The sequence below is a fragment of the Solibacillus daqui genome, from assembly GCF_028747805.1.
Classification (GTDB): Bacteria; Bacillota; Bacilli; order Bacillales_A; family Planococcaceae; genus Solibacillus; species Solibacillus daqui.
The window spans coordinates 776,985-798,678 of the sequence record NZ_CP114887.1 but is presented as its reverse complement, the minus strand read 5'-3'; the positions used below and the strand labels follow the sequence as shown (position 1 = coordinate 798,678).

At 36.5% G+C, this 21,694-nt stretch carries 16 protein-coding genes; 4 read left to right on the top strand and 12 right to left on the bottom strand.

Annotated features, from left to right (window positions below; all coding sequences use genetic code 11):
• Positions 1–20 precede the first annotated feature (20 nt).
• Complete coding sequence (locus tag O7776_RS03670) at positions 21–3,059, bottom strand: efflux RND transporter permease subunit (protein ID WP_274309294.1); 3,039 nt, start codon at positions 3,057–3,059, stop codon at positions 21–23.
• A gap of 141 nt (positions 3,060–3,200) precedes the next feature.
• On the opposite strand from O7776_RS03670, the gene O7776_RS03665 reads away from it, so the two are divergent.
• Complete coding sequence (locus O7776_RS03665; RefSeq protein WP_274309293.1) at positions 3,201–3,959, top strand: NRDE family protein; 759 nt, start codon at positions 3,201–3,203, stop codon at positions 3,957–3,959.
• A 703-nt stretch (positions 3,960–4,662) separates the two neighbouring features.
• On the opposite strand, the gene O7776_RS03660 is transcribed toward O7776_RS03665, so the two are convergent.
• The 3 genes from O7776_RS03660 to O7776_RS03650 all read right to left on the bottom strand — a co-directional run bounded on the left by O7776_RS03660 (position 4,663) and on the right by O7776_RS03650 (position 8,591).
• A complete protein-coding gene (locus O7776_RS03660) occupies positions 4,663–6,234 on the bottom strand; it encodes a peptide chain release factor 3 (RefSeq protein WP_274309292.1) in 1,572 nt (523 codons plus the stop codon).
• A gap of 66 nt (positions 6,235–6,300) precedes the next feature.
• Complete coding sequence (locus O7776_RS03655) at positions 6,301–6,861, bottom strand: VanZ family protein (protein ID WP_274309291.1); 561 nt, start codon at positions 6,859–6,861, stop codon at positions 6,301–6,303.
• A gap of 260 nt (positions 6,862–7,121) precedes the next feature.
• The gene (locus O7776_RS03650) at positions 7,122–8,591 is read right to left on the bottom strand and encodes a UDP-N-acetylmuramoyl-L-alanyl-D-glutamate--2,6-diaminopimelate ligase (RefSeq protein WP_274309290.1); all 1,470 of its coding nucleotides are present in this window, start codon (positions 8,589–8,591) and stop codon (positions 7,122–7,124) included.
• Between the two features lie 746 nt (positions 8,592–9,337).
• Here O7776_RS03650 and O7776_RS03645 point away from each other — a divergent pair.
• Positions 9,338–10,420: a two-component system sensor histidine kinase NtrB gene (locus tag O7776_RS03645; RefSeq protein WP_274309289.1), complete on the top strand. Its 1,083-nt coding sequence runs from the start codon at positions 9,338–9,340 to the stop codon at positions 10,418–10,420.
• A gap of 244 nt (positions 10,421–10,664) precedes the next feature.
• On the opposite strand, the gene O7776_RS03640 is transcribed toward O7776_RS03645, so the two are convergent.
• Positions 10,665–12,053: an aldehyde dehydrogenase gene (locus O7776_RS03640; RefSeq protein WP_274309288.1), complete on the bottom strand. Its 1,389-nt coding sequence runs from the start codon at positions 12,051–12,053 to the stop codon at positions 10,665–10,667.
• A 231-nt stretch (positions 12,054–12,284) separates the two neighbouring features.
• Here O7776_RS03640 and O7776_RS03635 point away from each other — a divergent pair, with 231 nt between their 5' ends.
• A complete protein-coding gene (locus tag O7776_RS03635; RefSeq protein WP_241367771.1) occupies positions 12,285–12,437 on the top strand; it encodes a hypothetical protein in 153 nt (50 codons plus the stop codon).
• Between the two features lie 223 nt (positions 12,438–12,660).
• A complete protein-coding gene (locus O7776_RS03630; RefSeq protein ID WP_274309287.1) occupies positions 12,661–13,167 on the top strand; it encodes a hypothetical protein in 507 nt (168 codons plus the stop codon).
• A gap of 245 nt (positions 13,168–13,412) precedes the next feature.
• Here O7776_RS03630 and O7776_RS03625 read toward each other — a convergent pair whose 3' ends face one another.
• The 7 genes from O7776_RS03625 to O7776_RS03595 form a co-directional block, all read right to left on the bottom strand.
• Complete coding sequence (locus O7776_RS03625) at positions 13,413–13,937, bottom strand: YceI family protein (RefSeq protein ID WP_274309286.1); 525 nt, start codon at positions 13,935–13,937, stop codon at positions 13,413–13,415.
• A 456-nt stretch (positions 13,938–14,393) separates the two neighbouring features.
• Positions 14,394–15,299: a hypothetical protein gene (locus O7776_RS03620; protein ID WP_274309285.1), complete on the bottom strand. Its 906-nt coding sequence runs from the start codon at positions 15,297–15,299 to the stop codon at positions 14,394–14,396.
• 95 nt (positions 15,300–15,394) lie between these two features.
• Complete coding sequence (locus tag O7776_RS03615) at positions 15,395–16,846, bottom strand: MBOAT family O-acyltransferase (RefSeq protein ID WP_274309284.1); 1,452 nt, start codon at positions 16,844–16,846, stop codon at positions 15,395–15,397.
• 252 nt (positions 16,847–17,098) lie between these two features.
• Positions 17,099–18,493: an AMP-binding protein gene (locus O7776_RS03610; RefSeq protein ID WP_274309283.1), complete on the bottom strand. Its 1,395-nt coding sequence runs from the start codon at positions 18,491–18,493 to the stop codon at positions 17,099–17,101.
• Positions 18,486–18,734 (bottom strand): acyl carrier protein, encoded by a 249-nt coding sequence (locus tag O7776_RS03605; protein WP_241367757.1) that lies wholly within the window; start codon positions 18,732–18,734, stop codon positions 18,486–18,488. The genes O7776_RS03610 and O7776_RS03605 overlap by 8 nt, the downstream gene beginning before the upstream one ends.
• A gap of 612 nt (positions 18,735–19,346) precedes the next feature.
• On the bottom strand, positions 19,347–20,051 hold the full coding sequence (locus tag O7776_RS03600; protein ID WP_274309282.1) for an ABC transporter ATP-binding protein: 705 nt from the start codon (positions 20,049–20,051) through the stop codon (positions 19,347–19,349).
• A gap of 7 nt (positions 20,052–20,058) precedes the next feature.
• The gene (locus O7776_RS03595; protein ID WP_420802147.1) at positions 20,059–21,663 is read right to left on the bottom strand and encodes an ABC transporter permease; all 1,605 of its coding nucleotides are present in this window, start codon (positions 21,661–21,663) and stop codon (positions 20,059–20,061) included.
• Positions 21,664–21,694: the final 31 nt, after the last annotated feature.

Genomic DNA, 21,694 nt, shown 5'->3' with positions numbered 1-21,694 from the left:
CCCCTTTGCTAGCAACATGATTAGTCTCTTTCTATTAAACGATAAATAATTGGTACGATAAATAATGTTAAAATTGTTGAACTTATTAATCCTCCGATCACAACGATCGCCATTGGTTGATTCATTTCCGTTCCTTCCCCAATTCCTAATGCCAGGGGTACTAGTCCTAAAATCGTTGTTAAAGCGGTCATTAAAATAGGTCGCATCCGGTCTTGTGCCCCTATCACAATAGCTTCTTGAACATCGAATCCTTGCTGACGCTTTTGGTTAATATAATCGACAAGCACAATCCCGTTATTCACGACAATACCAACTAATATTAAAATGCCAATAATAGCGGTTACCCCAAGTAATGTATTCGTAAACCACAATGATATGGCAACACCTATTACCATTAATGGGACACTAAAAATCATAACAAATGGCAATTTAAACGATTCAAATTGTGCACCCATCACTAAATAAATGAGTATGACGGCTAAAATTATTGCCAAAATCATATCGTGTTTTGCGCTATCAAATAATTCACGATCTCCACCGAATATTATTTTTGTAGTATTAGGGATGTTCGCTTGCTCGATTGCCTTATCCACTTGAGTTGAAATACCGCTAAGTGACTCAGTTGTTTTATATTTCACGAATATAGCCACTGCAGATGCTTGATCTGACCGACGAATAGCCGTTTGCATTTGCATAATTTCGATATGGGCAAGCTCCTGTAATTCCACAAATACTCCAGCATTTGTCCTTAATTTCATCGTCTTTAAAGCTTCGATATTTTCACGATAGGCTTTTCCAAACCCTGTATACACGCCAAGTACCTCACCATCTTCAGCAATGATTTGTGTCGTAAATGCACCACGCATCATTGTATTAACGATTTGAGCAATTTGCGCTGGTAATACACCGTACTTCAAAGCTTCATCACGTTTTACTTCAATTTGAATTTCCTCTTTTGTCTCATCTAAATCCGTTGTTACTTCCGTAATCGAATCAACTTGAGAGAGCTGTTGCTGAATTTTTGTTACCGACTCATTTAAACGCGCCTCATCACTGTCAGTCGCACGGAATGATAACGTATTTGGCGTAGAACCTGTTGACGAGGATAATGAAAACGCCACTTCTGCTCGCTCACCTATTTGACTTTTCACTTGCTGTTCTAATTGCTCAACAATCTCAAAAATTGATTTCGAACGGGCCGATAAATCAACTAATTTTATTGAAATTTCCGCCTCATTTTGATTACTTGTGCCGCGTGAAAGTGATTGCTGATTTCCACCTATTAAACTGACTACAACATCTACTTCATCGTATTCTTTGGCTATCGTTTCTAATTCGGATACAACTTCTTCTGTTTTTTCGATTGATACACTATTAGGTAATTTCACCGATAATGTGACAAAGCCTTCATCGGTTGCAGGTAAAAATTCTGTACCTGTTTTATAAAGTGAAAAACCTGAAACTGCGAGTAATAGAACCGTTACCGATAGTACAACAGCCTTTTTTTTCAATACCCAATACAGTGCCTTTTTATAATTTCGATATAACCACGAAGTTTGTCGCTTTTCGGTTAGCTTCGCAGATTTTGTCGTCAAAAATTTGCTAGCGAACATAGGAACAACCGTTAATGAGACTATAAGCGACGCAATTAAACTAAATGAAATCGTTAATGCAAACTCCGTAAAAATTTTTCCTATTAAGCCACTAATAAACATAACAGGAACAAATACAGCTATTGTTGTTATGGTTGAAGCTGTAATGGCTAACGCGATTTCCTTTGTTCCATTAATAGCAGCTTCAGTTGGTGAATTGCCTTGTTCCAAATGCCGCTCAATATTTTCAATCACTACAATCGCATTGTCAACGAGCATTCCAATTCCAAGTGCCAGTGCACCAAGTGTCATTATATTTAGCGAAAAGTCGGCAAAATACATGAGCACAAACGTCACAATAACGGAATACGGGATAGCAATACCGATAATTAGAGGGCTTTTTAATCCTCGTAAAAAAACAAATAATACGAGCATTGCAAATAGCCCACCGAAAATTAATGAAGAACTAATATTGTTAATGGCAATTCGAACATAATCACCTTGGTCAAATAAAATCGTTGCCTCGACCCCTTCATATTGCGGCTCATCTAACAAACGATTTAGTTCAGCTTGAAATGTTTCCGATACACTGGCTGTATTTGCACCCGATTCCTGTAACACAGAAATAAGCACAGCTGGCTGATCATTCGCTCGTGTAATCGTCGTTGCTTGCGGCTCTTGACGCTTCACTGTTCCGACATCACTTACCTTTAATGCTTCTCCAGTTAATGGATTAACCGATAATGTTAAATCCGCAATTTGATCAGCAGATGTAAACAAACTGATGACACGCGTCGTTAATAATTGTCCTTCTTGCGTGTTCAGCTCCGCACCAGGCAATGAAATATTACTTGCCTGCACCATTTGCATGACATCCGTTTGGGTTAGGTTTTGTTGTTCTAGTTTCGCTGGATCTAATTCAATTTGAATTTCTTCAATAATTTTTCCAGATACAGTTACACTTGCTACCCCGTCAGTTCGTTTCAATTCTTGTTCTAATGACTCAGCAATTTGACGGACATCGATATCCTTATTTTTCGCAGCTAATGCGAGCTGAATTACCGGAAATTGAGATGGATCAAATTTCAAAAAGCTTGGCTTTCCTGCATCGTCTGGTAGCGGTACTAAATCAATGCGCTGTAAAATTTCTGTCTGCACCTTGTCCATATCCGTCGACCAGTTAAACTCTAAAACAATTAAATTGGAGCTTTCCATAGAAGTTGATTGAACTTTTTTAATTCCTGGCAATGTCGCGAGTGATTGCTCTAAAGGCTTTGTCACCTTTTCATTTACTTCTATAGGGCTTGCGCCAGGATAGCTTGTTACAACTACCCCTATTGGTGGATTTAAATCTGGAATGAGAGTAATCGGGATTTTAAATAACGACACCGCACCTAGTAATAATACAAATAGCATGGTGACTATTGTAAATACAGGTCGATTTATCGAAAATTTGCTTATATTCATAGATGTGAAACCCTTTCATTTTGCGCGTATTTTATTTAACATTCGAGTATTCTATAAAAATTCCCTTTATAACAAAACAAAAATCACAAGCCGTATGGTAAAATATTACAAATTATAAAACAAGATTTAGGAGGCGATTTTATGTGTTTAATCGCATTTGCTTATCAAACACACCCAGATTTTCCAATAATCATTATTGCCAACCGTGATGAATTTTATGAGCGCCCTACTGAAGTGGTTCACTTTTGGGACGATTCACCAAATATTTTGGCAGGAAGGGATTTGCGAATGAATGGTAGTTGGCTTGGAGTGTCGAAAACTGGCCGCTTTGCTGCAATAACAAATTATCGTGACCCTAATCGACCTGAAACTGGTCATTTATCGCGTGGCGCAATCGTAAAGTCTTTTTTAACTACTGAACAAACAAGCGCAGATTTTGTTGAGGAATTACGGGGCAATAAGGATTTATACGGGGGGTTTAATGTACTACTATATGATGGCGAACAAATGCAGCATTACAATAACGTGTTTGACGAGCATACAGTTGTTCCTCCTGGTGTTCATAGCGTCAGTAATGCAACACTCAACTCACCATGGCCAAAAGTAACTTTCGCAGCAAAGGTACTGCAACAAGCGGTTGATGACGAAACACTCGAAACAAATCATCTCATTTCATTACTCGCAAATGAAGAAACAGCTCCAGACGTTTCACTACCCGATACAGGCGTTGGCATCTACCTAGAACGCGCTCTATCCGCAGCATTCGTCAAGTTAGCAAATTACGGCACAAGATGTTCAACAGCCATTACTATCAACAAAAACGGCCACATCCAATTACAAGAACGCACATACGAACAAGGCGAATTTGCGTTTGATAAGTTGTTTGAAATAAATAATTGAGCTTATTACTAACATTAGGCAAATTTTTCAGCAAAAAATAGATTGAGTTCAATGTTACTTTTTTTGCGGGCTATGGCAAAGCTAAAACCAACCACCGTCTAAGTTGGTTTTAACTTCTGCGACGAAAGCGAAGCGACAGGCGCATGACTGCTTCTGTAGGGAGTAAAATACTGCCGTTTGCGCTATCGCGAGGCGGCGGTGATGAATAAAATATCACGCTGTATACAATATTGCATCTTTGATTAAAAGTTAGCCATGGCAATAAAACTAGCTACTTTTATTGCGTCAAAATAAAAGTATTTTTAGACTAATTTTTACTTTATTTCAATAACAGCGCTTGACCCAACAAACTTTATTCTAAATCTTTGTAATAGAAACCAATTTTAGTTTGATTGTAGAGTGTCGCGAAGTGAAGTAAGGCTCAAATGCCGTATGATTTGAGCCTTACTTTGCGACGAAAGCGTAGCGACAGGAGCACATCTCTTTGGGGCGACTTCTAGGGGATCAAGCGTGTGCGGAAAAAAACAAAGTTGCTCCTGCGGTTACTCGTCGCAAAGCGTTTGTCAACGCTTTGAAGCCACGCCCCCAGAAAAGCGTCCCCCGTAACGTAGCAGAACGGATTCTATTAGATAAATGCTCTTGATTCCAAATTTTGAATCAAAAAAAGCCGGTAACACTTTGACCAAGTGTTGCCGGCTTTTTCTTATAATAAGCTATATAATTGAATGTTTTCGTTTTTCTCTGAGAACCAACGCATAGCGAATTCATTTTCGAATAAGAATACTTTGTTGTCAAAACGGTCACGCACTAGCATCGAACGTTGAGAGTGCATTGAATCCTTTACGTCTTCCTCATTTTCAATCCAGCGTGCAATTTTGCTACCAATTGGTTCCATTGTTACTTCAACATTATACTCATTATTCATACGGTGTTGGAATACCTCAAATTGAAGTTGACCAACCGCACCTAGAATGACTTCTTCTGTGTGTAATGTTTTGAAGTATTGGATCGCGCCTTCTTGTACTAATTGGAGTACACCCTTTTGGAATTGCTTCCCTTTCATTACGTTTTTCGCCGAAACGCGCATGAAAATTTCCGGTGTGAACTGTGGTAATTTTTCGAAGTTGAATGTTTTCTTTCCGCCCACAACGGTATCACCAATTTGGTACGTACCTGTATCATAAAGACCAATAATATCACCTGCAACAGCCTCATCAACTGTTTCACGGTCATCCGCTAAAAACTGTGTCGATTGCGTAACTTTGAATGATTTACTTGTACGCGCTAACGTCATGTTCATTCCGCGCTCAAATTTACCAGAAACGATACGCACAAATGCAATACGGTCACGGTGAGCAGGGTTCATGTTTGCTTGTATTTTAAAAATGAAGCCTGAGAACTCTGAATGCTCTACTGGATCGATAAATTGCTCATCCTCTGTAATACGAGGCTGTGGCACTGGTGCAAATTTTAAATACGTGTCAAGGAATGTTTGTACCCCGAAGTTTGTTAATGCCGAACCAAAGAATACTGGCGTTAATTCCCCACGACGAATTTTTTCCTCAGAATATTGGTTACCGGCTTCGTTTAATAGTTCGATATCGTCTAGTGCTTGCGTATAATATGACGTTACTTTCATTGGATGCTCTACGGCTAAAGCACCTTCTTCATTTATCGGTAAATAACGATCTGCTTCTTCTGTACGGAATTGTTCAATACGGTTGTTGTAACGGTCATAAATCCCTAGGAATTCTTTCCCCATACCGATTGGCCAGTTCATTGGATAAGCTGAAATGCCAAGTACCTCTTCTAATTCTTCAATTAGCTCAAGCGGCTCTTTCCCTTGACGGTCTAATTTGTTGATGAATGTGAAAATTGGAATACCGCGCATTTTACATACTTTAAATAGCTTTAACGTTTGTGCCTCGATTCCCTTTGCAGCATCAACTACCATGACAGCAGAGTCTACTGCCATCAGTGTACGATACGTATCTTCCGAGAAATCTTGGTGACCAGGTGTATCTAAAATGTTGACACGACAACCAGAATAATCAAATTGCATAACAGAAGAAGTTACAGAGATACCACGTTGCTTTTCAATTTCCATCCAGTCAGATGTTGCAAATTTTCCTGATTTCTTCCCTTTTACTGTACCAGCGTCACGGATGGCACCACCGAATAATAATAATTTTTCTGTAATCGTCGTTTTACCAGCATCCGGGTGGGAAATGATAGCAAACGTACGACGAGATAATATATCTTGTTCTAAAGTCATTGTTTTCGTCTCCTTTTTTCATACTTTCTTATTTTAAAAGACATTGTACACTCGTTACAACCTTTTTTACTTGTCAATCACGAATTTACGAAGACGGTGCAACACCTTGTACATTACAAAACCCAAAACAATCGCAATTGCATTTAGTAAAACATCATCCACATCGATACTACGACCAATAAAATATTGTGTACATTCAATAAATAACGGAATCCCAAACGCAATAATATGCATTTTCCGCCAGCTTCGCAATTTTTTCCAAAGCAGTGGAATAAAAAAGCCAAATGGAATGAATAGCACAATATTGCCAACTAAGTTATAAAAGGCAATTTGTGCAATCGGACCATCTAATTGATCATAATAAAGATGAATCGTTGTTAAGGGGGTGAAATTACTGCGGATAAATGCATTCGACGTATCGAAAATAATTCGCCCTTCATCTATATAGAAATTCGGAATAATTGTTTGTGAAAAAATACTGACACAATATAGGAAAAAGAGCATCATTACAATTTCACGCGGCCAATTTTTATTTTGCTTTCGCATATATAACATTCTTATCACCATATAAAACGGCAGGCTAATGAGACAATAGCCTACCATATCCAATAAAAACGAACGAATCATATTGCCTCTTCACCTCAAAAAAAATCCATCGTTTACGCTTTCACGTCCAAAACGATGGAGTAATCATTTATTCGATAATTACGCCTCGGCGGTCCAGATTTTTTTGAGCTCGGGGCCACAGGACGTGGGTCAGTCAGCCGTTTTCACACGATGTGACGTCTTTAGGCTGACTTCCTCTTTAAAACTCCCCTAAAAAATCTGTGACATCCGCCGGGGCATTAACTAGATTCAGCAGGGGTTTGAACCCCTGCTGAATCCAGTTAAACAAATTTTAATTTTCCAGCTTCAATCGCAATTTTTGCATCACTATGCGGATATTTTGTATTTTCAATAATTTGATAGTCTTCATGCCCCTTACCAGCAAAGATAATAATATCTCCAGGTTCCGCTATATTGATTGCATGTTTGACTGCCTCTGCACGGTCACCAATACAAGAAAAGTTGTCATGCTGCATTCCTTTTGCTAAATCACCAGTAATGCTATCGAACTCTTCATAACGAGGGTCGTCTGTTGTTAAAATAACATAATCAGCTACCGATGCTTTTTCCGCCATCGTTGGACGCTTCGTTTTATCACGGCCTCCGCCTGTACCTACTAAGAAAATTAATTTATTTTCTCGCTTTTTGTATGGTAATGCCGCATTGATTGCTTTTTCAATTGCGTCTGGTGTATGTGCGTAGTCGATGAAAATTTGAATTGGTAATTCTGTATCTACTTTTTCCATACGCCCTTTTACAGGTGGTAACTTTTCAATTTCCTCAATAATCGCCTCAATCGGGAATTGACGTGCATAAAAGACAGCCGTTGCTGCTAATACATTGTACACATTAAATTCACCTAATAAATGCATCGCAATCGGGAATGTTCCCTCTGGAGTAATCATATCAAAGTACGTCATACCATTTTCATAGCGACAGTTTTCCGCCTTGAAGATTGCATCATTATTTAAACCGTATGTCCAAATTGGGAACGGTGTCATCTCTGCATATCGTGCTGACCAAGCATCATCTGCATTTAATACCACATGCTTATTTTTTTCTAAGTCTTGCCCTAATTGTGAGAACAATAAGCCTTTTGCATTCCCGTAGTTCTCCATTGTTCCGTGGAAATCGAGATGGTCATGCGTTAGGTTTGTAAACACTGCTACATCATAATCCACACCTGCTAAACGACCAAGCTGTAAACCATGTGAAGATACTTCCATTACCATTGCGCGGCAGCCTTCCATTTTTGCACGGAAAATCATTTGCTGGGTATTTAAAGCGTCGCTCGTTGTATTCGCTGACTCATAAAGCACACCATTTAAATTAAAACCAATTGTTCCCGATAGAGCCGATTTCTCACCAAGACCTACTAAAATATTATGAATAATACCCGCTACACTTGTCTTCCCATTCGTACCCGTTACCCCAATCATTGTTAAATCCTTTGATGGGTAATCAAAAAATTTCGCCGCTAATATGCCAAGCGTACGATCGGTGCTATTAACTATCACTTGCGCTACATTGCCCTCTAATTGTAATAGACGTTCCGTTACAATTACAGTTGCACCAGCGTCAACAGCTTTTTGAGCAAAGTCGTGTCCATCTACAGTATAGCCCTTAATACAAATGAATAGGCTGCTCGGCTGTACACTACGTGAATCAATTGCGATATCTTTAATTACTCTCGGTAATTGCCCGACTATTCTTTTTTGCATCAGTGTGCTTAGAAGTTCTTCTGCGTACATTATTTGTTCCCCCACAATTACAATCTATTTGCGTATGAAAAATTCCATTTACGATTATTTTATTATTAGTAATAAACATCATACTGCTGTTTCAACGAAATTTCTATGCTTTTAAACATCTCTCTAGCAAAAATAACTATGAAATAAATTCCCTCATTTCTAACCATCTCTATCATATCAAAATTCGTCATTTATCGACATAGTGATTTCGTGTATGATAGAAGTTAACAGTTTACTAGTTGAGGTGTACCATGCAGCAACAAGAAATATTAAATAAACGAAATTTACTTACACTTATCACCTATTTATTTTCTAATTTTGTCGTAATTTTAGTAATAGTTTCCCAGCAATTTCATCATCACTACAGCTATTTACTTTTTTGTGGATTTAGCACTTTTTTACTTGTCACGCTTTATTTAGTTAAAATAAATCCGAAAATTTTTCAAATTTTTTTAGTGGCGAATTGGCATATTTTACTTTTACTTTATAATTTTCAAAGTGATAGCCCGATTACAATTTACAGTTTCGTGTATTTAATAGGTGTTTTAACCATTTATCGTTCTTTTTTAATTACCTTCACCAACATTATTTTAATTTTAGTTGAGATTATTATACTTTTTAAATTTAATGTTTACTCAATTAAAATTTTCCAAATAGAAGAGAACTACTTACTTTTCTTCTTTTTATTAATAGTTTGCATTGTTAGTAGTTTGCAAAGCTATTACATTATAAAGACGTGGGCAAGGTTGGAAAAACAAGTCGACGCACGTGAGTATCATTTAAATTCTAAGCAGGCTTATTTAAATTTATTTTTTGAACAGGCTGAGGATTCAATTGCTGTATTCGATTTAGAAGATCGCGTCATTACTGTCAACCCTGCATTTGAAAAATTATATGGTTGGTCCAAAACAGAGGCTATCGGCCGTTCACTGCCTCTTATTCCACCTGGAAATTTGGAGGATGCGAGAAGTCGCGCGAAAGAGCTTCGAAAGGGCAGTCACTATTATCTTTTTGAAACGACAGATATGCGAAAAGATGGGACTATTTTTGATGTGCAAATTTCCTTATCGCCTATTTATAATACCTATGGCGAAATTATTGCATCCTCAATTATTTCACGGGATATTTCCCACGTTAAAGAAAACGAAAATCTTATTTTACAATCTGAAAAATTAAAGGTTGTGGGGGAAATCGCAGCCGGCGTAGCACATGAAATTCGCAATCCTATGACCGTAATTTCAGGTTTTGTGCAAATGATGAATGAAGATTCGAATTCGCCATATTATGAACATACAAGGCTTATTCAAAAAGAAACGGAGCGTATTGAATTAATTTTGTCTGAATTCCTTGTATTATCACGCCCACAGGTAAATCAATTCGTTAACATTCACTTAGCTAAAATATTTGACGACATTATTCAATTTTTCCAATATGAATTTCAGCAGAAATCCATCGATATCATTCTTCAAAATAATTATCCTGATATCATCATTTTAGGGAATGCAAATGAAATTAAGCAAGTATTTATTAACCTATTTAAAAACGCAATGGAAGCTATTAAAGACGGAGGAACAATTACTTTAGAAGTGTTCCCCAGCAAGGATAATAACGAAATCTTTATTCGTTTAAAAGATACAGGTTGTGGGATCCCTCCTTATGTTTTGGAGCGTATTTTTGAACCGTTTTATACGACGAAAACAAAAGGTACTGGGTTAGGTATGATGGTCATTAACAAAATTATTCAAGACCATCACGGTACGATAAAAATTAAAAGTCAAGAAGAGGTCGGGACAGAAATATTGCTATCTTTCCCTGTTGTTCAATCATAGAATTTTTCCATAGTCACTTCTTTTGAAAAAGGGGCTGCCCGAAAAGTATATACTTTTCGAGCAGCCCCTCGTTCATGTGTTAATTAACCGCTTGAGAGCGGTGCTTCTGCGGTGGTCAGAAGGAAAGAGCGAATGCTAAAAGCGTCACGTCCTGTGACAACACATTCATGACCAGCTTCGTGCTAGCCTCCATCCTCGGCGCAAGGATTTGTCCCAGAAATACTTCTCGGACTAATCCTTTTTATTATTTCATAATCGTGCGAACGAGCTTTACTTTTTGTTTGTATGGGGGATAAAGTAAGCTGTTTGCTAATTTGTTTGAGCGATGCATAATCGATTTTGGGTGAGTAAAGTTTTCAAAACTTGCTTTCCCGTGATAAGCCTTCACGCCTGATGGACCTACCCCACCAAACGGTAAATGACCATTGCCTACATGGGTAATGACATCATTAACACAGCCTCCACCGAATGGCAGCTCTTGTAAGAAATAGTTAATTGCCTTGTCATTTTCCGAGAATAGATAGGCACTTAGCGGTTTTGGAAGCTGACGAATTTCATGAATTGCTTTTGGTAAATGTTCAAATATTAAAATTGGTAAAATCGGTCCAAATAGTTCATCTTCCATTGATGGGCTATCCCACTTAATATTTTCTAATATAGTCGGTTCCATATATAAATCTTCACGGTCCGTACGCCCGCCAAATGTTACTGTAGAACGCTCTTCATTGAGTAAATTTTCCAAACGTTCAAATTGTCGTGTATTTATAATACGACCATAATCTGGACTTTTCTGTGGATCATTTCCATAAAATTCGCGAATAGTCTTTTTCAAAAGCTTTACAAACTTTTTTGCAACCGTTTCATGCACGAGTACATAATCAGGTGCCACACAAGTTTGGCCTGTATTATTAAATTTTCCCCAAACGATACGCTGTGCTGCAACTTCTAAATTTGCAGTTTGGTCAATAATTACAGGACTTTTCCCGCCTAATTCAAGTGCAATTGGTGTTAAACGTTCCGCCGCTGCTTTTGCAATGATTTTTCCTACCGCTACACTACCTGTAAAGAAAATATAATCAAATGGTGCATGAATAAGCGCTGTCACTTCTTCTTTTTCACCCTCCACTACTCTTACGTAGTTTGCAGGGAAAGTTTCTTCAATAATTTTTCTCACAATAACTGCTGTATGCACCGCTGCTTCTGAGGGTTTAACAATTGCTGTATTCCCTCCAATTATTGCGCCAATTAATGGTTCCATAATTAATTGGAAAGGATAGTTAAAGGGCCCAATAATACATACTACCCCATAAGGTTCACGTACTATATAACTCTTTGCTGGTTGGAAGTGAAGAGGCGTTTTTATAGGCTCTGGTACCATCCAAGCTGATAAATTTTTTACAAAATTTGAAATACTATCATAAACAATGCCGATTTCAGTAGAATACGCCTCAAATTCACTTTTTCGTAAATCCAATGCGAGTGCCTCGATTACTTGTGATTCGTATTTTTTAATGGTTTTCTTTAAATTAAGTAGCTGTTGCTTACGAAATTCAACATCCTTTGTTGAACCTGTAAAATAAAAGCTATGTTGATCATCAATCATTCGTTCCACATCTTGTGCTGTAAAATTCATTTTTTTCACCCTTTCTGTAAAATCTATGCATAAATTATAACGCTTCTCACATATTAACTATAGTATTAACTACTACAGCTTCAAGAAAAATTCTGCACAACAAAGGAGGAGCTTTCACAATCCAGCGAATTAACTAAATAATAAATTTACAAAATGAAGATAAATTTATTACTACCTACTAATCAAACATAATATGCATTGCATAACTATCGTACAAAGGGGGATATAACAATGATGATAACTGAAACTTGGTGGGGCGAAATTTTTTCTGGCCCATTATCCATTGGTTTGAACGAACAAAAAATCCAACAATTAGAGGACGAATCATTTTTATACTTCAACGAATATGCAGCAACGCTTCCAACTGAAGAATCAAATACTTAACTTTTTTAAGGACTGTCACAATTGGCAGTCCTTTTAGTATTTTTTTGTGGCATAATTAATTATGTGCATATAGTTAAAGTCCCCGTTTAGCTTCGAGTAAGCAGCACGTAATGTCCATGTTGCAAGCTCCCAATGATTCACATCGTGTGAACCTCGAGCTTTGGAGGGCCCGACTAAAAAGTTTGTGTAACCTAGACACGTTGCAAAAGGAGGCATCCTTCATTTGAACAAATTTTTAAAAATAATACTCGTTGTACTAATTCTTTTTGTTGGCGCTGTGTCGGTACAATTTATATTAAAAAGTAACGAAGCAAGAGATCAAAAAAAGTTTGAAGAAACACAGGCAGCCATTTCACCAGAGCAATTAAAAATCGAAACAATGAACGCCATTTCTCAAATTATTTTGCATCAATTTGTTGAAAATATTATGTTAAATATGGAAATTGACATCATTGACGATGCACAAAATATTGCTATTTCCTTACAAGCATCTGAATTTATCGATGAAAAGACATTATTAAAAGATAGTTACAACCTATTAAAAGAAATTCAGCATGTGAATAGTATTAATGACGTCACGTTAAAATGGTTTATGAATGTGAAAAGTAAAAATACAGAAGCTCTGACATTAACAATCGACTCAAAAACAGTTCGCTCAATTGACGAACTTTCTTATCAAGACTTACCAACATCAGCAACCACATACATCAAGCTTGAACAAGTCAAATAAAGCGAAACTTTGCTCTATAGGGTTTCCTCATCCCCCACAGAACATTACCCTTCACCAATCGGGCTTTTAGGGGCAAAAGCTGTAGGGATTCGCCAGTCAACGATTCCCTACAGCTTTTTAAAATACTTGATGCAATATTATTTCTTCAAATGGCTGATATCTTGCATCACGATACGCATGATTAGCAAGCTTAATAACTGAACGCTTAAAAGGCATACGCCAATAACTCGCATGCCTTGTAACCTTTATGCTTTATTTACTTCAATTGCAACGGAAATTTTTATTTCCTTCCCAACTAATACGCCACCCGTTTCAAGTGTGGCATTCCATGTTAAACCGAACTCTTCTCGATTGATTTTCGTTTTCCCTTCAAAGCCGTACACATCAACGCCCCAAGGATTTGTACCTTTACCGTTGTACCTCACTTTAAATGTTACAGGCTTTTTCACGTCTTTAATCGTTAAATCACCAGTAAGGTTATAATCCTCATCTGATTTTGTAATATGAGTCGATTGAAATTTAATCGAAGGGAAATTATCTACATCAAAGAAATCCCCCGATTTTAAATGATTATCACGTTCTACATTTTTTGTATTAATCATTGCGGCATCAATGTCAAAAGAAATTGATGCGTCTGTTAAATCTTCTAAACTCTCAGCTACTACATTGGCGCTAAAAGAATCAAATGTGCCTTTAACCTTTGTAACCATCATATGCTTCACTTGAAAGTCTATACTAGAATGCGATAAATCCACTGTCCATTTTGCCATGACGAAATTCCTCCCCGAAATTGCAATTGTCTATCAGTTGTTCTTAACAGTTCATAATATATGCTTACTCTAAGGGAAAATATTCAAAACCAAAAATGTGCTAAAGGAATGTTGCCTTCAGCACATTTAAAGTCAGCACCGTATAGGCTGGCTTTAAATACTGCGACGAAAGCGAAGCGACAGGAGCACGATATGATACATCAAACTCTAAATAAACCATATCCTGATCTGCTAAAAGTTCCTTAGTAAACGCTTTCGCCTTTGGTCCAAAAAACGGACCAAAAAGTGCGTTGTAGACATTAAAAAATCTCCTGGAAGACAAGAATTGAAATACAATTCTTGTCTTCCAGGAGATGATAGCACAAACTTTGGTACACCCTGTTTAAATGGGCATCAATAGAAAATAAATCTTCCGCATTTAAATAAGTTAATCACAATACTAGTAATATAAATCACTCATAAATAGCCCAATTTCTTGAGGTCCTCGTAAACTATCCAAGAAAACTTTTTTCTTCCCTCTCTGTTTAAATGATCTGGATCGATAAAATAACCTCTGTTGTCCTCGAATCTTTGATCACTCATATAATTTAAAAAAGGGACATCTAATTCAAGAGCGTTTAAGTACTGAAAAACAAGTCTATTCATTACTTCTTCATTGAAATATTCTTGATAAGACTGATGTACTGGCTCCATCGTTAATATTACTTGGTAGCCTTTCTCGCTACAATAATCTACAATTTCGCTTAACTGCTTCACATTTCGTTCAATGTTATCGTTTTCAACCGCTTCTCTATATTGTTCTTCTACTTTCGCATACTTTCTTTCCGAATAGTTTTTACCGTTATTTGCCCAAGGTTGATGAGAATCCCATTTAAAGCTTTTCAATTTACCCGAAAGCGCAGAATTAAAACTACCACTATTTGTCCCAGGTAAGTACATGTAACTGTAATAATCAATTAAATTAAACGGTTCAATTTCGGTACGATCCAAAACTTCATAATAATTTCCTACGTGATTGGTCTCAGAATTTGCGAAAGTAATTTGAGAGATTGAAACGAGGACTACACCATCAGGTTTAAGATACTTGCCATACTCTCTCAACAATTTATAGTCGTACTGAATCGTCTGAGCAGGAAGTGCTAAGTCCAGATGGGACAAACCAGTAGGCTTAAAATAATAACCATACATTGAATGAGATGCGCCTAGATTGATGATATCAACTGGATATGGGTGTTTCTTAAACGCCAGTATTGCATGGTTTATGTTGTAATCATGAGAATTCTTTACAAAGTTATTTACTGGCATAAACAGTAGTAAAACAACAGGAATGATAATTGTTAACTTAATGAATAAACGTCCCATAGCAAATCCTTTCAAAACAGTGCTTCTTTTACTAAAATTACTGAATGGCTCACGAATAAACCGGAACCAAAATTACTATATAATTTGCATTTAGATTAAAATCCACCATAGACAAACCCCTCACCCGAAACACCGAATATAAGGACTGAAACAATGATAAAAATGTAAAATGCAAATCTAGCGAATATCGAGCGTTGCGATAGCCATTCCCATGTTGAAACATTTTTTCTTTCGATATACTGAAATATTTGTACAATAATAAAGAAGAAAATGAAAATTACTAAATCTAGTAGCGAAAATATTTCAAATGCTTTAACAATTCCCGATGGTCTCCAGGAGTTAATTGTTAAGAAAAGCTGTGCATTTTCAAATGCATGTGTAACGGAATCCGATCGAAAAAAAACTCTAGAAAAGCAAACTAGCAGGAAAGTTATAGCAATTTTCATCCATTTATGCAGCACTGGACTTCTATCCAAATGAATAAAGGAAGCCATTTTCCCACGAAAATGTTTTGTATAATCTCCAAACACCCGATAAAACCCATGAATTAGACCCCATAAAACAAAAGTCCAAGCGGCTCCGTGCCAAATGCCGCTTACTAAAAAAGTAATTACAATTGCTAAATAAATTTCACTTCTCTTCTTTTTACCCTTACATAACGGGACAAAGATATAGTCCCTGAGCCATGTAGAAAGCGTTATATGCCATCTACTCCAAAAATCTGATATCGAAACAGCAAAGTGCGGTTGCTTAAAGTTTTCCGTCAAATTTATCCCCAGCATTCTTGCACAACCGATGGCAATGTCACTGCATGCTGAAAAATCAGCGAACAATTGTATCGAGAACAGAATAGTAGCTAGTACAATTTGTGAACCAGTCGGGTTAGGATTATCGAAAACACTTGATACAATTGGAGCTAGTCGATCTGCAATCAATGTCTTCTTAAAAAAACCCCAAGCTATTCGCTTCATCCCATAGGTTAAATTTTCATAATTAAACTTCTGTTCAACTTTAAATTGCGGAAGTAATTTCTTAGCACGTTCAATCGGCCCAGCAACCAACTGTGGAAAAAATGCAAAATATATCGAAAAATAACCGTAATGTCTTTCTGCCTTTTGCTTTCCATAGTAGATATCCACAAGATAACTTACTGCCTGAAATGTATAAAAAGAAATGGCTAATGGCAGGACAATTTCTTGGTATGGTACGGTATAATTCCAATCCATGTATTTTGCAATCGCTCGAAGTGATTCATTTACAAAATTAAAATATTTAAACCAACCGAGAAAAAATAATAATACGGAAATACCAACTAGCATGACTTTTTTCTTCTGTTTTCTTATCTGCTGTTTTTCAATTATAATTCCAGTAAAATAAGTAAAAGCTGTGCTTGCAAGTAGTAACGGTATAAATTGGATACTCAAGATAGCGTAAAAAACGTAACTTGCTACTAATAAAAGAATCCATCTCAATCGATGTGGGATTAAATAATAAGTAAAAACGATTATTGCGAGAAATAGAAGAAACTCAATAGATATAAAACTCATCCAATCACCTGATAAAAAATAAACTTAAGATTTTTCAAAAAACGAGGCAAAATAATCCTAAAGTTGTCCAAGTTCCGTGAAACCCTGAAATGTCTCGACGAAACGCTTAAGAACTAATAAACCATGTACTAATGTAGGCTTCACTTTATTTCAATGTTTCACCTGGAAGGTGCACACTCAGTTTTAGATCTCAGTATTTTAGGTTTTGTCACGTGTATCACATTTCCTGTTACGGGTTCAGGTGATTATAAATTATCCATATTTAGGTAACTCAGAATAGAGGATTTTTCCAAAATGATTACGTGGGATTTCCTCAATTCTCATAATTTCAAAGCCCTTTAAGTTTAATTTTTCCTTAATTATTTTTTTAATTTGAACACGATCTTCTTTTAATGTGTAAATATACATTTGGTCATCCGTCCCAGCGCAGATACAATCATGACCATGCTCATTTAAAAGTCCTTCAACTTCATCTAGGCTGATACGGTTTCCGTAGACTTTAATCATTCTTTTGATTCGGCCAGATATAAAATAATACCCATCCTGATCAAAGTAAGCCAAATCACCTGTTTGCAAAATACCGTTGTTCTCATCTTTTTTCGAAAGATCGAAAAACGACTCAGCATACCCCAAAGAAACATTTGCTCCTTTGTATATCAATTCGCCAATAACATTAGGCTCTGTAATTTTGTTGCCAGTATCATCTTGCAGAATCAGTTCTCCATCTGGAATGGCAATACCAATACTTCCGACTTTATCGAGATTTTTTTCACATGGTAAATAGGTCATCCGCGCCGTTGCTTCAGTTTGACCGTACATGGTAAAAAATTGAATTCCTTTCTGATTACATACTTTAGCAAACTTGGACGATAGAGTTGAACTTAATTTTCCACCTGCTTGAGTTAATTTTTTTAAACTCGGAAGATTAAACTCTTCAAACTTCAGCCTATTAAGCATCTCATATATGAAAGGAACTCCTCCAAAAGTTGTTACTCGTTGCTCTCTACATAAGTCCCAAAACTCTTTTTTAATGATAGATGCATCCGTTACAATTATCGTCGCCCCACATATGAAATGACTATTGATGATAGAAAGACCATAGGAGTAGTTCATTGGAAGTGTTGTTATCGGTTTATCGTCTGCATTGATGTCAAGGTACTTCGCTATGGATTCAGCATTTTTGAAAATATTTTCATAACTCAAGCGAACAAATTTTGGGCTACCTGTACTTCCTGAGGTTGTTAAAAGGAGCGCAAGATGTTCATCAAGATCATGTTGGAAAAATGTCGGACACTTATATAATGTGTAATCTCCAAACACAAATGAACTATCCATTACTTTTAAAAGGTCTTGATTTTCACTACTCGCCCAAATGTATGTAGGCTTATAAAGGTTAATCAGTCTGCGCAACCGATCAATATGGATGGATGCATCCAAAAGTACAGGTACAACACCACCTCTAATAAAGCCCACGTAACCAAATAAAGACTCTTTATTATTTGAACATAAACAAAAAACGAGCGTTCGTTCACCTACTTTACCACAGATAGCGTCAGCAATTTCTATCATTTCAGAGTAAGAATATTCTCGTTCAGCATATACAGCAGTGCGGTTCCCAAACTCCTCAAATTTTTTGAAACTATTCATTAATAAAGTCTACTCCCAAGCGTTTCAATAGCTCCATTCCTGACAAGTAAGAATCGAACTCTGTAATCAATTCAGAATCTAATGAGACATCAAAAACATCCTCAATCTCAGAAATGAGTGTCATGTGTCCAATTGAATCCCATTCTCTTGTTACTCCAAGTGCTAAATCTTCACATACCTCATCTTCCTCTAAGTCCAGCACATTGATAAATGCATTTCTATATTTTTCGATATTTCTCATCTTTTACACCCTTTCAATAATTAGTTTCTCCTGCATCTGTGTGAAAATCTTGTTAGCTCAAATAGTTTCTATATCTGACAAATTTTCTAGGGTTCAGCAACCACATCTTGAAGATGATGCACCTGACGGTAACCTAACCCATATTAGATCTGTCTGAAGTTATACTTTTTTGTAGAGGATAATGCACACTTTAGCCCGATTTTATTAAGTACTAAAAAAAGCACTCTAGCTCGAAGAAAAATATTTAGAATATCGTTGGAAGAATTAATAGACAAAATGCGCAACCATTATGGATTACCCAATTCAATCATTCTGTTATTTTTCACCGAGACAGCACTTATTAGCACATTTTCATTATCTTTTCTTGATAACGAGAATCATTTGCAGATTTGATTCTAGCATAACGCTTTTCAGAAGGTCAATAACTAAAATAAGGGCTTTTTGCCTGATTTACAGTTTTCGAAAAGGAGCTCTTTTAAAGCCTTGATTTATCATTTATCTTTCTGAACTTTTAACAATAAATCCTCATCGCCCATTTAATAGGTGATGAGGATTTAGAAATGAATGTTTGCTCTTCTCAATTTTAATGGAGGTTTTTAGACAGCCCTCAAACTAGGAGAAGACGATCTTTGTCTCTTCCTTTAAAATATCGCATGGATTTCCCATTTGTTCGATTCTTCCGTTTTTTAATTTCACGATAAAATCAGCGATAACGTGGGCATCGTCTTCATCATGCGTAACAAAAATTGATGTAATATTTGCGCGTTTTAAAATGTCACGTAATTCTTTTCTAATTTTCACTTGAAGCTCGGTATCTAAGTTACTAAAAGGCTCGTCTAATAATAGTAAACGAGGGTTTGGTGCAAGTGCTCTTGCAATCGCAATACGCTGCTGCTGCCCGCCACTCAACTGATGAGGGTACCTATTTTCATAGTCCTCCATTTCCACCAGCTCTAACACTTCCTTTAATCTTTTACGTCGATCTTCTTTTGCTAAATGTGCAATACCGAATAAAATATTCTTACCGACAGTCATATGTGGAAATAATGCATAATCTTGAAACACCATCCCAATATCACGTTTTTCTGGTTGAATAAATGTTTTACTGTCAAATATCACTTCATCGTTTATACAAAAAGAGCCTTTACTTGCATATTCTAACCCTGCTAATATGCGCAATATCGTACTTTTACCACTTCCACTTCGTCCTAAAATTGAAATGACATCGCCCTTTTCAATTGATATCGTAAATGATTGGATGGTCTCTTCCTTTGCTGAAGGATATGAAAAGCATAAATTTTCAATAGATAAGTACATGTTAGCTTTACTCCTTTTCCAGTAGCTTATTAAAAATAAAAATTGCAATGGCACTAATTACAATAATGAATAACGATGCTTGAGAGGCTTCCATGATTTTTTCATCACTTGCATATTGAAAGGCCTTAGTAGCAAGGGTATCAAAATTAAATGGTCGTAAAATGAGTGTTAATGGAATTTCCTTCATAATATCAATAAACACTAAAATGAAGCCGCTAATAATCGCACCTTTCATCATTGGAACATCTACCTTAAAAAAGGTTTTTGTAATGCCCGTCCCTAAAAGCCTTGAAGCATCTCGGAAATTCGTACCAATTTTCTCGTAGCCAGCCTCAATAGAGTTAAAGCCAATTGCAAAGAAACGTACTATATAGGCAGCAATCAGCATCACAATGCTGACACTAAGTACAAGTGTGGAATCGAGTCCTAACTTTAAATAAAGAGGTGACAGCCACTCGTCTAGTTGAATAAAAGCAGTGACAACAGCTACCGCTATAACAGCCCCAGGAATCGAATAACCTAAAACAGATAGTCGAGTCAATACTTTTGTAATACGCCCTTGAAAAAGCCGATTAAAGTTCCCGATAATTAGTGCAAATATAATAATAATGGTTGCACTAACCCCTGCAACGATGATCGAATTTTTTACATAAATATAAAAGTCTTGGAATGGGATATGACCAAATGTTAAAATAAACCAATCTATTAGCTGAATAACTGGGATTAAAAAACTCAGACTGAAAATAATTGAACAATATAGTGTTGCGAATACTGCCTTACCACCGCGTAATTTCACAAGTTTTAACGGTCTGATTTTAGTAGTAGCATAGCTAAACTGCTTTCGCCCACGTAGCACCTTCTCGATAATTAAGATCAAAATAACAAATCCCATAAGTGAGGCAGCTAGCTTTAAAGAGGTATCAATATCACCTAAACCAAACCAAGTTTGGAAAATAGCCGTACTAAATGTTTGGATACCGAAATATTTTACTACCCCATAGTCATTTAATACCTCTAAAATAACTAAGCTCACCCCACCAACAATTGCCGCTCGGGATATCGGGACTACTACTTGTAAGAAAATTTTGAAGGGTCCTTTTCCAAGCATCCTTGCACTTTCGATTAAAGTTGCAGACTGCTGTGATAAAAATACACGCACAATTGTATAAACGTAGGGAAACAAAAACATCGTATAAATAAAAATTGCACCTGGCATGTTCATAATATCAAAGTAAGTGGCATTAACTTCTACATGTAGCTTGTTTCGTAATGTTGTTTGAACAACACCTGTATAATTCAATATGCCATGATACGTATAGGCTGCAATAAATGGTGGAATAGACAAGGGTAAAATAAGTGCCCATTTATAAAAGCTACGCAAAGGAAAATCATACTGAGCGATGAGCCACGCAAGACTTGTACCTAATACAATCGTTAAAATACCTGTGAAAAATACTAGAATAAATGATGCACGTATAAAGTCAGCTAAAATATATTCTTTAATATGTGCCCAATTTTCATTTTCAGGCGTAAAGAGCCCCTCTATAATTGTAATATTGGGACCAACAAGAAATAGGATGATACCTATTGCCGAAAATGACCAGATATTCATTTTGCTAAAGAACTTCCGCATATTAATTGTC

Excerpts from the sequence above, each read along its gene's own strand:
- O7776_RS03660 (WP_274309292.1), bottom strand. The coding sequence starts at position 6,234 with ATGACTTTAGAACAAGATATATTATCTCGTCGTACGTTTGCTATCATT.
- O7776_RS03665 (WP_274309293.1), top strand. The coding sequence starts at position 3,201 with ATGTGTTTAATCGCATTTGCTTATCAAACACACCCAGATTTTCCAATA.
- O7776_RS03595 (WP_420802147.1), bottom strand. The coding sequence starts at position 21,663 with ATGAATATCTGGTCATTTTCGGCAATAGGTATCATCCTATTTCTTGTT.
- O7776_RS03615 (WP_274309284.1), bottom strand. The coding sequence starts at position 16,846 with ATGAGTTTTATATCTATTGAGTTTCTTCTATTTCTCGCAATAATCGTT.
- O7776_RS03605 (WP_241367757.1), bottom strand. The coding sequence starts at position 18,734 with ATGAGAAATATCGAAAAATATAGAAATGCATTTATCAATGTGCTGGAC.
- O7776_RS03640 (WP_274309288.1), bottom strand. The coding sequence starts at position 12,053 with ATGAATTTTACAGCACAAGATGTGGAACGAATGATTGATGATCAACAT.
- O7776_RS03620 (WP_274309285.1), bottom strand. The coding sequence starts at position 15,299 with ATGGGACGTTTATTCATTAAGTTAACAATTATCATTCCTGTTGTTTTA.
- O7776_RS03600 (WP_274309282.1), bottom strand. The coding sequence starts at position 20,051 with ATGTACTTATCTATTGAAAATTTATGCTTTTCATATCCTTCAGCAAAG.
- O7776_RS03650 (WP_274309290.1), bottom strand. The coding sequence starts at position 8,591 with ATGTACGCAGAAGAACTTCTAAGCACACTGATGCAAAAAAGAATAGTC.
- O7776_RS03635 (WP_241367771.1), top strand. The coding sequence starts at position 12,285 with ATGATGATAACTGAAACTTGGTGGGGCGAAATTTTTTCTGGCCCATTA.
- O7776_RS03625 (WP_274309286.1), bottom strand. The coding sequence starts at position 13,937 with ATGGCAAAATGGACAGTGGATTTATCGCATTCTAGTATAGACTTTCAA.
- O7776_RS03610 (WP_274309283.1), bottom strand. The coding sequence starts at position 18,493 with ATGAATAGTTTCAAAAAATTTGAGGAGTTTGGGAACCGCACTGCTGTA.
- O7776_RS03655 (WP_274309291.1), bottom strand. The coding sequence starts at position 6,861 with ATGATTCGTTCGTTTTTATTGGATATGGTAGGCTATTGTCTCATTAGC.
- O7776_RS03670 (WP_274309294.1), bottom strand. The coding sequence starts at position 3,059 with ATGAATATAAGCAAATTTTCGATAAATCGACCTGTATTTACAATAGTC.